Annotated in this window: 13 protein-coding genes; 12 read left to right on the forward strand and 1 reads right to left on the reverse strand. The window is 72.3% G+C overall.

The window, feature by feature from the left end:
• Nucleotide 1 precedes the first annotated feature (1 nt).
• From ACIA8F_RS09170 to ACIA8F_RS09220, 11 genes are all read left to right on the forward strand, one after another.
• Nucleotides 2-808 (forward strand): MlaE family ABC transporter permease, encoded by an 807-nt coding sequence (locus ACIA8F_RS09170; protein WP_399377615.1) that lies wholly within the window; start codon nt 2-4, stop codon nt 806-808.
• A gap of 1 nt (nt 809) precedes the next feature.
• The gene (locus ACIA8F_RS09175) at nt 810-2,063 is read left to right on the forward strand and encodes an MCE family protein (protein ID WP_399377616.1); all 1,254 of its coding nucleotides are present in this window, start codon (nt 810-812) and stop codon (nt 2,061-2,063) included.
• A complete protein-coding gene (locus ACIA8F_RS09180; protein WP_399377617.1) occupies nt 2,060-3,115 on the forward strand; it encodes an MCE family protein in 1,056 nt (351 codons plus the stop codon). Before ACIA8F_RS09175 ends, ACIA8F_RS09180 begins: the two co-directional genes overlap by 4 nt.
• On the forward strand, nt 3,112-4,164 hold the full coding sequence (locus ACIA8F_RS09185) for an MCE family protein (RefSeq protein ID WP_399377618.1): 1,053 nt from the start codon (nt 3,112-3,114) through the stop codon (nt 4,162-4,164). The genes ACIA8F_RS09180 and ACIA8F_RS09185 overlap by 4 nt, the downstream gene beginning before the upstream one ends.
• On the forward strand, nt 4,161-5,201 hold the full coding sequence (locus tag ACIA8F_RS09190) for an MCE family protein (RefSeq protein WP_399377619.1): 1,041 nt from the start codon (nt 4,161-4,163) through the stop codon (nt 5,199-5,201). Before ACIA8F_RS09185 ends, ACIA8F_RS09190 begins: the two co-directional genes overlap by 4 nt.
• Nucleotides 5,202-5,290: 89 nt before the next feature.
• The gene (locus ACIA8F_RS09195; RefSeq protein ID WP_399377679.1) at nt 5,291-6,463 is read left to right on the forward strand and encodes an MCE family protein; all 1,173 of its coding nucleotides are present in this window, start codon (nt 5,291-5,293) and stop codon (nt 6,461-6,463) included.
• Nucleotides 6,460-7,737 (forward strand): MCE family protein, encoded by a 1,278-nt coding sequence (locus tag ACIA8F_RS09200; protein ID WP_399377620.1) that lies wholly within the window; start codon nt 6,460-6,462, stop codon nt 7,735-7,737. The genes ACIA8F_RS09195 and ACIA8F_RS09200 overlap by 4 nt, the downstream gene beginning before the upstream one ends.
• Nucleotides 7,734-8,276: a hypothetical protein gene (locus tag ACIA8F_RS09205; RefSeq protein WP_399377621.1), complete on the forward strand. Its 543-nt coding sequence runs from the start codon at nt 7,734-7,736 to the stop codon at nt 8,274-8,276. The genes ACIA8F_RS09200 and ACIA8F_RS09205 overlap by 4 nt, the downstream gene beginning before the upstream one ends.
• A gap of 20 nt (nt 8,277-8,296) precedes the next feature.
• Nucleotides 8,297-8,992, forward strand: coding sequence for a hypothetical protein (locus ACIA8F_RS09210; protein WP_399377680.1), 696 nt, complete (start codon nt 8,297-8,299; stop codon nt 8,990-8,992).
• 27 nt (nt 8,993-9,019) lie between these two features.
• Entirely contained in the window at nt 9,020-9,562 is a 543-nt protein-coding gene (locus tag ACIA8F_RS09215; protein ID WP_399377622.1) for a hypothetical protein, read from the forward strand.
• A gap of 101 nt (nt 9,563-9,663) precedes the next feature.
• Nucleotides 9,664-10,473 (forward strand): hypothetical protein, encoded by an 810-nt coding sequence (locus ACIA8F_RS09220; protein WP_399377623.1) that lies wholly within the window; start codon nt 9,664-9,666, stop codon nt 10,471-10,473.
• An 18-nt stretch (nt 10,474-10,491) separates the two neighbouring features.
• On the opposite strand, the gene ACIA8F_RS09225 is transcribed toward ACIA8F_RS09220, so the two are convergent.
• Complete coding sequence (locus tag ACIA8F_RS09225) at nt 10,492-11,859, reverse strand: NAD(P)/FAD-dependent oxidoreductase (RefSeq protein WP_399377624.1); 1,368 nt, start codon at nt 11,857-11,859, stop codon at nt 10,492-10,494.
• Nucleotides 11,860-12,127: 268 nt separating this feature from the next.
• Between ACIA8F_RS09225 and ACIA8F_RS09230 the strand changes: the two genes are divergently transcribed.
• Nucleotides 12,128-12,451: a plasmid stabilization protein gene (locus ACIA8F_RS09230; protein ID WP_399377625.1), complete on the forward strand. Its 324-nt coding sequence runs from the start codon at nt 12,128-12,130 to the stop codon at nt 12,449-12,451.
• Nucleotides 12,452-12,486: the final 35 nt, after the last annotated feature.

Genomic DNA, 12,486 nt, shown 5'->3' on the forward strand with positions numbered 1-12,486 from the left:
GATGGCCTCCCCGTTCCTCTGGCTCGACCGGTCGGGCGACCAGCTCCTGTTCTACGTCAAGGCACTGGCCTGGATACCGCGCACCCTGCGCCGCTACCTCAAGGAGGTCCAACGGCTCCTCGCCGAGGTGGCCTTCGGCTCCGGCGGGCTCGGTGTCATCGGCGGCACCATCGGTGTGATGATCGCGATGACCCTGTTCACCGGCACCGTCGTCGGACTCCAGGGGTACGCGGCCCTCGACCAGATCGGCACCGCCGCGTTCACCGGATTCGTCTCCGCGTACTTCAACACCCGTGAGATCGCACCCCTGGTCGCCGGGCTAGCGCTCTCCGCGACCGTCGGTGCGGGCTTCACCGCCCAGCTCGGCGCCATGCGGATCAACGAGGAGGTCGACGCCCTCGAAGGCATGGGCATCCGCTCCATCCCCTACCTGGTCACCACCCGCATCATCGCGGGCGTCGCGGCGATCATCCCGCTCTACGCGATCGGCCTCCTCTCGTCGTACCTCGCCTCCCGCTACGTGACCGTCCTGTTCAACGGCCAGTCCCAGGGAACGTACGACCACTACTTCAACCTGTTCCTCTCCCCGACGGACGTCGTGCTGTCGGTCCTCAAGGTGCTGATCTTCAGCGTCATGGTGATCCTCGCCCACTGCTACTACGGCTTCCGCGCCTCCGGCGGCCCCGCCGGGGTCGGCGTCGCGGTGGGCCGGTCCGTGCGCAACGCGATCGTGCTCATCAGCGTCACCGACTTCTTCCTGTCGCTGGCCCTGTGGGGCGCGACCACGACCGTGAAGGTGGCGGGGTGAGATGAGCAGTCCACGCGCGACGACCCTGCGCCACCGGTCCGCCGGCCTCGTCTTCCTGCTCGTCCCCGCCCTCCTGGTCTGGCTGGCGATCGCCGTCTACGACAAGCAGTTCACCGACAGCGCCCCGATCACCATCGAGACGGGCAGCGTCGGCAACGAGATGCACCCGGGCGCCGAGGTGAAGATGCGCGGCGTCGTCATCGGCGAGGTCCGCTCCATCGCCGCCACCGCCACGGGAGCCCGGCTCACCCTCGCGATGGACCCGGACACCCTGCACGAGGTCCCCTCCGACGTGCGCGCCCAGATGCTGCCGACGACCCTGTTCGGCGAACGGTTCGTGGCGCTCGTACCGCCGGCGTCGCCCTCGTCGCAGCCGATCGGCGCCGGCGCCGTCATCCCCGAGGACCGCTCCAGCAGCGCCGTGGAACTCCAGCAGGTCCTCGACAACGTGCTGCCCATGCTCACCGCCGTCCAGCCGCAGAAGCTCTCCGCCACCCTGTCCGCCGTCTCCCGGGCGCTCGAAGGGCGCGGCGCCAAGCTCGGGGACACCCTCGCCCAACTGGACGCGCACTTGCAGAAGTTCAACCCCGAGCTGCCCGCGCTCAACCGGGACCTCCAGGAACTCGTGAAGGTCAGCAACGTGTACGCCGACGCGGCCCCGGACATCGTCACGGCCCTCAACGACTTCACCACCACCAGCGGCACGCTCGCCGAGAAGGAGAGCGAGTTGGCCGGCACCTTCGGGGCCACCACGCGGACCGCGCAGGACCTCACCACCTTCCTGCGCCAGAACAAGGACAACATCATCCGGCTCGGCGCCGGCAGCAGGCCGACCCTGGAGCTGCTCTCCGAGTACTCCGCGTCGTTCCCCTGCACCCTGCGCACCCTCGCCGAGTTCGTGCCGGCCATGGACAAGGCCCTCGGCAAGGGCACCGACCAGCCCGGGCTGCACGTCAACGTGGTCACCGTGCCCTCCCGCGGGGCCTACGCACCCGGCCGCGACACCCCCGCGTACACCTCGGGCGGCGGCCCGCACTGCTACCCCGTGCCCTACCTCGGTGTCCCGGTGGCACCCGCCGTACGGGCCACGGCGGCGGCCGAGCAGAACCTCGGACCCGCCAACTCCGAGCAGGAGAACGACCTCCTGAACGAACTCCTCGCCCCCGCCGCCGGCACCCCGCCCGGCGACCTGCCCGACTGGAGCGGCCTGCTGGCCGGACCCGCGTACCGCGGAGCGGAGGTGGTCCTGAAGTGAGAGACGACCTCGCCCACACCCGCCGGCGCCCCCTGACCGGCCCGCTGGTCAAGTCCCTGATCTTCGTCCTGGTCACCGCCCTCGCCACGACCGTGCTCGCGCTCAGCATCGCCAACACCGGCGTGGACGCGGGTACGCGCTCGTACAAGGCGCTCTTCACCGACGTCACCGGGCTCATCGACGGGGACAGCGTACGGATCTCCGGCGTGAAGGTCGGGGAGGTGACGGACGTCCGCGTCGTCGACCGGCGCACCGCCCAGGTCACCTTCCGCATCCGCGACGACCGCACGCTCCCCGTCTCGGCGACCGCCGCGGTGAAGTACCTCAACATGGTCGGGCAGCGCTACGTCGCCCTCGACCGGGGCAGCGGCGACGTGGGCTCCGTCCTGCCTGCCGGCTCCACCATCCCGCTGGAGCGCACGACGCCCGCGCTCGACATGACCCTGCTGTTCAACGGGTTCAAGCCGCTCTTCGAGGGCCTGTCCCCGAGCGACGTCAACGACCTCGCCGGGTCGCTCGTACAGGTCCTCCAGGGCGAGGGCGGCACCGTCGACAGTCTCCTCCGGCACATCGGCTCGCTCACGCAGACCGTCGCCGCCAAGGACCAGGTGATCGGCCAGGTCGTCACCAACCTCAACACCGTCCTGGACACCCTCAACACCCGCGAGGCCGCCTTCGGCGATCTCGTCGTCACCCTCCAGAAGCTCGTCACGGGCTTCAACGACGACCGCAAGCCGCTCGGCGAGGCCGTCCAGGCCATGGGCGACCTCACCACCGTGACCGCGGGACTCCTCCAGGACGGGCGGGCCCCCCTCAAGCAGAGCATCGGCGAACTGGGCCGCCTCTCGACCAACCTCGGCGAACACACGCCGCAGATCGAGGACTTCCTCAACCGGACACCGGCCAAGATGGCCGCCCTGGCCCGGCTGTCCTCGTACGGGTCCTGGTTCAACCTCTACCTCTGCGAGGCCCGCGTGAGCGGTGTGAGCACCTCCGACGGCTCCAAGCCGCCGACCGGCATCATCGTCACCGAATCGAGGTGCCGCGGATGAGCCGCCCGCCCAGGTTCACCCCCGTCAAGGACCGCAACCCCGTCGCGGTGGCCGTCGTCGGACTCGTCGTGCTCGCCGTGATGGCCGTCCTCGCCTACAACCTGGACCGGCTGCCGTTCTCCGGCACGGGCACCACCTACAGCGCCGACTTCACCGAGGCCGCCGGACTCGCCACCGGCGACGAGGTGCGCATCGCCGGCGTCAAGGTCGGCTCCGTCACCGGGGTCGCCCTCGACGGGCCCAAGGTGAAGGTGACCTTCGGGGTCGGCGACGCCTGGGTCGGCGACCGCTCCACCGCCGCCATCGCCATCAAGACCCTGCTCGGCGAGAAGTACCTGGCCCTCGACCCGCTCGGGGCCGGCCGCCAGGACCCCGGCAGCCGCATCCCGCTGGCGCGCACCACCTCCCCGTACGACGTCACCCAGGCCTTCCAGGACCTGAGCGGCACCGTCGACGCCATCGACACGAAGAAGCTCGCCGAGAGCTTCGAAACGATCTCCGAAACCTTCAAGAACTCCCCGCCGGACGTGCGCAGCGCGGCCACCGGCCTGTCCGAACTCTCCAAGTCCGTCTCCAGCCGTGACGCCCAGCTGTCCCAACTGCTCCAGGGCAGCGCAACGTTCACCAAGACCCTGGAAGGCAAGAAGTCCAGCTTCGAGACCCTCATCGAGGACGGCGGCTCCCTGCTCGGCGAGTTGAAGGACCGGCGCGACGCCATCCGCGCCCTGCTCAAGGGCAGCCGCGAGCTGGGCACGCAGCTCAGCGGCATCGTCACCGACAACGACCGCCAGCTCGGCCCCACCCTCAAGGCCCTCAGCCGCGTCACCGAGGTCCTGGAGAAGAACAGCGGCCAGCTCGACAAGACCCTCGCCCTCGTCGGCCCGTACTACCGGCTCGTCGGCAACACCCTGGGCAACGGCCACTGGTTCGACAGCTACCTGTGCGGAGTCGTCCCCCGCAACTACCTGCCCGAGGCGTCACAGCCCAAGGCCGGATGCCAACCGCCGCAGCAGACGCCGGCGGCGGCGAAGGGAAGCGGTGCCCGATGACCGACGTCAGAAGACCCCTCGTCATCGGGCTCGCCATGGTGGTGCTCGCGGCCTGCGGCCTCGTCGCCGTACGCGCCCTCGACTCCGACGGCACCCGTGTCACGGCCTACTTCGACCGCGCCGTCGGCATCTACGCCGGTTCGGACCTGCGGATCCTCGGCGTGCGCGTCGGCGAGGTCGAATCCGTGGAACCCGACGGCACCCGGGTACGCGTCCGGCTCCACGTCGACGACGGCGTACGCGTCGCGGCCGACGCCCGGGCCGTCATCGTCGCCCCCAGCATCGTCGCGGACCGCTACGTCCAGCTCACCCCGGCCTACGCCTCGGGCCCCGCCCTCGCCAACGGAGCCCGGCTCACCGCCTCCCGCAACCGGACCCCCGTCGAGATCGACCAGCTGTACGCCTCGATCACCGACCTCGCACAGGCCCTCGGCCCCGACGGCGCCAATGCGGGCGGAGCCCTGTCCGGCCTGATCGACACCGGCGCGAAGAACCTGGGCGGCAACGGTGAGGCGATCGGCACCTCCATCCAGGAGTTCGGCAAGGCGGCCAAGACCCTCGACGGCAGCAGCGACAACCTGTTCGCCACGCTCGGCCAGCTCCAGACGTTCACGACCATGCTCAAGGACAAGGACGGCGACGTCCGCACCGCCCAGGAACGCCTCGACGACGTGGTGACCTTCTTCGCCGACAACAAGGACGACCTGGCGGGCGCCCTCACCGAACTCGGCAAGGCCCTCGCCCAGGTCAAGACCTTCATCCAGGACAACCGGGGCGAGCTGAAGCAGAACGTCGACCGGCTGGTCCCCCTCACCCAGGCCCTCGTCGACCAGCGGGCCTCCCTCGCCGAAGCCCTCGACGTGGCCCCGCTCGCGGCGGCCAACGTGGTGGGCGCGTACAACAAGGACACCCGCACCCTCGACGGCCGGGCCAACCTCAACGAGATCAGCATGGGCGGACCGCTGCTCCCACTGCCCGTGACCGGCGCCTCCTCGGCCGGCGGTTCCCCGGCCGGCGGCGGGAAGGGGGACCGGTGAAGCGCCGCGGACCCCTCACCGGCAAGGCCACCGGGGCGGGCATCGCCGGAATCGTCGCCCTGGGGGCAGTCGTGGTCCTGACCGTGACCATGCTCCCCGCGGACCTGCCCCGCTTCGACGGCATCGAGGACCTGCCGCTGCCCGGCGGGGCGGACCTCGGCTCCCACCCGTACACGGTGACCGCCGAACTCGCCGACGTCCTCAGCCTCGTCCCGCAGTCCGCCGTCAAGGTCAACGACGTCGCCGTCGGCCGCGTCACCGAGATCCGCCTCGGGACCGGCGACTGGACGGCGCGCGTCACCATGAAGATCAACGGAGACATCCGGCTGCCCGCCGACGCGGGCGCCCGCCTCCAGCAGTCCAGCCTGCTCGGTGAGAAGTTCATCGAGCTCACCGCCCCCGCCAAGGACGCGGGCGGTGCGCGCCTCGCCAACGGCAGCACCATCCCGCTCGCCCGCACCAGCCGCAATACCGAGGTCGAAGAGGTCTTCGGCGCCCTGTCCCTGCTGCTCAACGGCGGCGGGGTCAACCAGCTGAAGACCATCACCAAGGAGCTGAACTCCGCACTGGGCGGACGCGAGCCCGAGGTCCGCTCCACGCTGGAGCGGGTCAACACCCTGGTGAGCGATCTCGACGCGCACCGGGCCGACATCACCCAGGCCCTCGACGGGGTCAACCGGCTCTCCGCCACCCTGGCCGGGCGCAAGGAGGACGTGGGGAAGGTCATCACCGGCCTCGCGCCCGGCCTCAAGACCCTGGAGAACCAACGGGGTTCGCTCCTGACCATGCTGCGCGCCCTCGACACGCTGTCCGGCGTCGCCGTCTCCACCATCAACGCCGGCAAGGACGACATGGTCGCCGACCTCAAGGCCCTGGCACCCACGCTGAAGGCACTCGCCGACGCCGGCGCCGACCTGCCCGACTCGCTCCAGGCCCTGCTGACGTACCCCTTCACCGACGAGGTGATGCGGGGCATCAAGGGCGACTACCTCAACACCTACCTGTACATCGCCGCCGAACCGGGCACGCAGGTCATCCCGCCGCTCGTCCCGCAGACCACGCCCGGCCCGACGCCCACGCCCACCCCGCCCACCGATCCGGGCACCACCGCCCGCGGCGGCGCGCCCGGCCGCGGATCGGCGAACCCGCCCTCACCGCTGCCCCTGCCGCCCGTCCAGAGCTTCACCCCGCCCGGAACCTCGTCCTCCCCGAGCGGACGGAACACCACCGACGGAGCACAGGGCGGAGGGAAGACCCGGTGATCACCCTCGCCGTACGGCTGAAGAACCTCGCGTTCCTCGTCATCTCCGTCCTCGTCCTCGGTTTCCTCGGCATCCGCTACGCCGACCTCGGCCGCTACATCGGCGTCGCCGACTACTACACCGTCGACGTGCACCTCTCCCGGACCGGCGGCCTGTTCCCCCACTCCGACGTCACCTACCGGGGCGTCTCCGTAGGCCGCGTCGGCGCCATCGACCTCACCGCCGACGGGGTCGTGGCCCGGCTGCACATCAAGAAGGGGGCCGCCCGCGTCCCCGCCGACGCCAAGGCCGTCGTCGCCGGACTGTCCGCCGTCGGCGAGCAGTACATCGACCTGCGGCCCCGCAGCGACCAGGGCCCGTACCTCCGGGAGGGGGCCCGCATCGACCAGGCCGACACCGAGGTCCCGGCGCCCGTCACCGACCTCCTGGCCGGCATGAACGACCTCACCCGGTCCGTTCCGCTCGACTCGCTGCGCACGGTCGTCGACGAACTGGGCAAGGCGTTCGAGGGCCACGGCGACGACCTCCAGGCCCTGATCGACAGCGGCAGCGCGTTCGTGCAGGCCGCCGACCGCTCCCTGCCCGAGACCACCCGCCTCATCAACGACGGCGAGGTCGTCCTGCGCACCCAGGCCGAGGAGGCCCGGGCCATCAGGGACTTCGCCACCGGCGCGCGCGAACTCGCCGTCACCCTCAAGGGCTCCGACGCCGACGTCCGCCGCCTGCTCGCCGTCACACCGGACGCGGCCACCCAGATCAGCGGCCTCCTGCGCGACCTCGACCCCAGCCTCGGCGTGGTCCTCGCCAACCTGCTCACCACCTCGGAGATCGCCGTCACCCGGCAGCACGGCCTGGAGGAACTGCTCGTGAAGTTCCCCGTGGCCGTCTCCGCGGGCGCCACCACCGTCGACGGAGGACGGATGAACCTCGGCATGGCCGTCACCTTCTTCAAGCCCCTGCCCTGCACCTCCGGCTACGGCGGCACGCGCTACCGCAACGGCCTGGACCTCGGCACCGCGCCCGCCCTCAACACCGGCGCCTCCTGCACCAGCCCGGCCTCCTCCGGGCAGAACGTGCGCGGCTCCGCGAACGCACCCAAGGGCGGCCCCGTCCCCACTCCGGCCCGACCCGGCTCCCTGCCCTCGGGCAGCAACGGCCCCGCCGCCGCACCGGCCGCGCAGCCCCTGCCCGGCGCACTCGCGCTGCCGGGCCAGGCCGCCGGCCCCACCGACCTGGCCGGGCTGCTCGGCCTCGGCGCCGGGGGCGGTCGATGAGGCGAGCACGCGTCCTCGCGGGAGCCGCCCTGGCCGTGGCGCTGGCCTTCTGCGGGACCGGTGCCTGGACCTACGCGCAGGCCCGCACCGACGACGGCCTCGCCTTCGGGCGGGAGCGGGACGAGGTCCTCGCCCAGGGCCGCGATCACCTCACGGTGCTCAACACCCTGGACGCCTCCACGCGCGAGCACGCGCAGGCCGGCATCGAGGCGTGGCGCGAGGCCTCCACCGGGCCGCTGCACACCGAACTCGGCGCCACGCAACCGGTGGTGGGCGCCTCGGCCCGGGCCACGGTCACCGAGGCGGCGGTGACCGCGCTGGACGCCCGGGCGGGTACGGCGAAGCTCATCGCGACGGTCCGCGTCGACGTCACCCCGCAAGGCACCTCGAAGGCGACGAGCGACCGCAAGCGCCTCGAAGCCGTCCTGGAGCGCACGGGCGACGACACCTGGAAGGTCAAGGCACTGAGCGCCGTACCCGTGGCGGGCGCCGGCGCCGGTGCTTCCGCCCCGGCCGGCGCGGGAAGCGAGGCGCGGTGACGCTCCTGCGGCGCAAGACGATGCACGGCCCCGAGGAGACGGAGGAGCCGGCCGCGCCCGACACGACGGCCGGCTCCGGAGCGACGGCCACGACTGCCCTGGACGAGGCGTCAGAGGAGGCGTCAGAGGAGGCGGACGGGGAGGCGGACGGCGGCCGCGCCGGTGCCGAAGGCGAACCGGACGCCCGGGAAGCCCGGGACACCCGCTCCCGCATCGCCGGCCGGTGGCGGACCCCTGCCGTCGTGGCTGCGGTCGTCCTCCTGCTCCTGGGCGGGAGCGCCTTCTTCTACGGCGCACACCGACTGCGCGCCACCCCGTCGGCCCAGAACCGCGCCCTCACCGACACCGCGACCACCGAGCGGGTGAGCGGAGAGATCAGCGACGGCCTCGCCAGGATCTTCTCGTACACCCCCACCGGCGCCGACGCCACCGAGCGATCGGCGCGGACCGTGCTCGGGGGAAAGGCGGCCCGGCAGTACACCGACCTGTTCGCCCAGCTCCGCGCCAACCTGGAGACCCAGAAGATCACCCTGAACACGCGGGCCGTCCGCACCGGGGTGATCGAACTCGACGGGGACACCGCGCGCCTCCTGGTCCTCCTCGACCAGACCTCGCGGCGGGACGAGGGCGCCACGACCTCGGCCGCGGCCCAGCTGACCGTCACTGCCCGGTTCCAGGAGAACCGTTGGCAGATCGTCGACATCAAGACCCGCTGAGAGATGAGCGGGAGACGGGAACATCCCATGACACTCGCGGTCCGCGCCCTCGCGGGCACCCGGCCGATCCTGGTCGCCGCCCTCGTGCTCACCCTGGTCGCGGGCGGCTTCGCCGCGTGGGCGGCCCAGGACTGGTACGGGGCGAGTCACGACGAGTCCGCCGCGTACGCCGTCCAGCGCGACCGGGCGCTCGCGGCGGCGGAACAGGCCGTGCAGAACCTCAACACCCTCGACCACACCAAGGTGGACCAGGGCCTGGATCTGTGGGAGTCGTCCACGACCGGCGACCTGCACGACCAACTCGTGGCGGGGCGTGTCGAGTTCGCGCAGCAGGTCAAGACGGCGAAGACGGTGACCACTGCCCGGGTGCTGTCCGGCGCCGTCACCGAGCTGGACGACCGGGCGGGGCGGGCCAAGGTGCTGGTCGCCCTGCGGGTCACGGTGAAGGGAGCCGACGACAAGAGCAGCGAGAAGGACAGCCGCATGCTCGGTGAACTGAGCCGCACCGGAACCCACTGGAAGCTCAGCGCGCTGGGCCAGGCCCCGGTGGGCGGTACGGCGACCGGCTGACGGCCGCCGCACCGCGATAGCCGGCCGTGCCGGCGACAGCCGCGCGCAGCCGAGAGCCGCCCGCACCCGAGAGCCGCCCGCACGCGAGAAGGACAGGCACGATGTCGACGACCCGCCACCTCATCAACCGCCAGCGCCGCCGCCAGTCCGTCGGCAGCCAGACCGTCCCCGCCGTGCGCCCGGCCGACGACACCGGCGCACAGGACCCCCCGGCCGGCACCTCGCGCCCGCCCGCGAGCCCCCGGCCCGCGTCCGCACGGACACGGACCCGGGCGAGCGGGGCCGCCGAGGAGAAGCGGCACGACGCGCCCGAGCCGGACGAAGCGCCCGAGCGGGACGAAGCGGCCGGGACCTCCGCCCCCACGGGCAGGGGAGGGAGGAAGCACCTCGTCCCCCTCCTCGTCCTCTGCGCCCTCACCCTCCTGCTCGGCTCCGGCGCCGGATTCGCCCAGAGCCGGGCCGCGGCGCTGCGGGACGATCCCGTACGGGCGAACACCGCGCTCACCGACCTCGCCCGTACCAGCGAGATCAAGGGCCAGACCGCCAAGGCCGTCGCCTCCCTCTTCTCCTACGACCACGCGCGCCCCGCCGCCTTCGAGAGCGCGTCGAAGACCTTGCTCACCGGCAAGGCCGTCACCCAGCACCGGGCGCTCTTCAACGAGGTCCTCGCGCAGGCGGAGAAGCAGAAGACGGTGATCACCACGACGGTCACGGACAGCGCCGTCGAGCGGATCGACGGCGACCGGGCGCGCGTCCTGGTCTACGCCGACCAGAGCAGTGTCAGCACGGCGGGAGCCGAGAAGCAGAACGCCCAGGACCAGGGCGTCTACGCGGGAGCGATGTTCGCCCTCGACCTGGTGGACCGTGACGGGCACTGGCTCGTGGAGGGCATCGACACCTTCGGCCGCTGACCGGCGTTCGCCGGTCGGCTAGGCCGTCTCCTCCGCATCCTGCCGGGCCCGGATCTCCTGCGGGGTGAGGTACTGGTCCGTGGACTCGAAGTCGCGCAACGTGCCCGGCTTGTACGTCTGGAAGCCGGTCCGGACGAAGTCGTCGCCGGCCACGGCGTTGAGGAGCCAGTTCGTCATCACCCGGGTCTTCGCGGCGCCGGTGCGCAGCGCCGCCCAGTGGTAGCCGCGGGCCACTGCCTGGGCGGGCATGCCGCGCAGGTCGATGCCGAGCGGCCGGGAGACGCCGTCGCGGCCGCCGAGATCGACGACGAGCCCGAGGTCCTTGTGGACGTACGGGCGCAGCGGCGTACCCCGCAGCGTGGCGACGAGGTTGTCGGCGGCGATCCTGCCCTGGCGCTCGGCGTGCTGCGCGGTGGGCGGGCACACCGCGCCGTCCCCGCCGCCGGCCAGGTCGGGCACGGCGGCGGCGTCACCGAGCGCGAACGCGCCCTCCGCCCCCGGCACCCGCAGATCCGGTGCGACGACGAGCCGGCCGCTCTTGGCGGTCTCGGCGCCCAGCGTGGCGATGAGCGGGCTCGCGGTGACGCCGGCCGTCCAGACGAGGGTGCGGCAGGGCAGCACGCGCCCGTCGGTGAGCGTGACGTCCTCGGGGCCCGCCTTCGCGACGGAGACGCCGAGCGAGACCTCGATGCCGCGCCCGCGCAGCACGTCGAGGGCGGCCCTGCCCAGCCGGTCGCCGAGCTCGGGCATCAGCTTGGGGGAAACGTCCACGAGGTGCCAGGTGATCTCGCGCCGTTCCAGGCGGGGGTAGCGGCCGACGGCGTTCTTGGTGAGCCGCTCCAGGGAGGCGGCCGTCTCGGTGCCCGCGTAGCCGCCTCCCACCACGACGAATCCGAGCCGTGAGGCCCGCTCCGCCGAGCCCGGTGCGGCGGCGTCGGCCAGGTCGAGCTGGGCGATGACGTGGTCGCGCAGGTGGGCCGCCTCGGCCAGCGTCTTCATGCCCCGGCCGTGCTCCGCCAGGCCGGGGATGTCGAAGGTGCGGGTCACGCTGCCCGGGGCGAGTACGAGGTGGTCGTACGGCTGGTCGACCAGTTCCCCGGTGATCTTCCGGATGACGCAGACCTTGGCCCGGGTGTCGACGCCCACGGCCCCGCCGGGCACGATCCGGGTCCGGTGGCGGCGGCTGCGGCGCAGCGACACCGCCACGGACTGGGGGGTGAGCACGCCGGAAGCCACCTGGGGGAGCAGGGGCAGGTAGAGCTGGTAGGAGAGCGGCGTGACCAGGAGGATCTCCGCCTCCCCGGGTGACAGCGTCCGCTCCAGGCGGCGTACGCAGGCGACGCCGGCGAAGCCCGCGCCGACGACCACGATCCTCGGTCGTGTCATGGTGTCCGTCCCTTCTCAGGTGTACGGGTCTCCGGCGCATCTGCCCCGGCAGCCGCTCCCTGCACGCGCCCAGGGGGTGCAGTACGGGACGGTGCGGGGAAGCGGCGCGGAGAACAGGTCAACCGCGCGGCGCGGGAGTGACGTTGTCCCGGCCGGCCGGAGGGCTGATGCCCGTGGTGGTATGCGCGGCCGAGGACCGGGCAGACGCAGTGCGGGTCCGGGGGATCCGCCACCGGACCGGCACAGGACGAGTGGAGAGGGAGCGGCCATGCCCCGCGGTTCCAGCCCCAAGCGCGAACGGCAGTACGAGCACATCAAGGAGAGTGCGGAGCAGCGCGGCGAGAGCCCGCGGCGGGCGAAGGAGATCGCCGCCCGCACGGTCAACAAGGAGAGGGCGCGTGCCGGCGAGTCGAAGACCGCCAGCCGGTCCTCCACGCACGACATGTCCTCCGCGAGGCGGGGCGGCCTGCACTCGCACAGCGGCTCGCGGGGACCCACGAAGGAGCAGCTGTACAACGAGGCGAAGCAGCGCAACATCGAAGGCCGCTCCACGATGGACAAGGCCGCACTCAAACGCGCCCTCGGCTATTGACCGGCTGCACCCGGGGCGGGCGGCCACCCTGAGCC

The organism is Streptomyces sp. NPDC051563 (genome assembly GCF_044454225.1).
Lineage (GTDB): Bacteria > Actinomycetota > Actinomycetes > Streptomycetales > Streptomycetaceae > Streptomyces.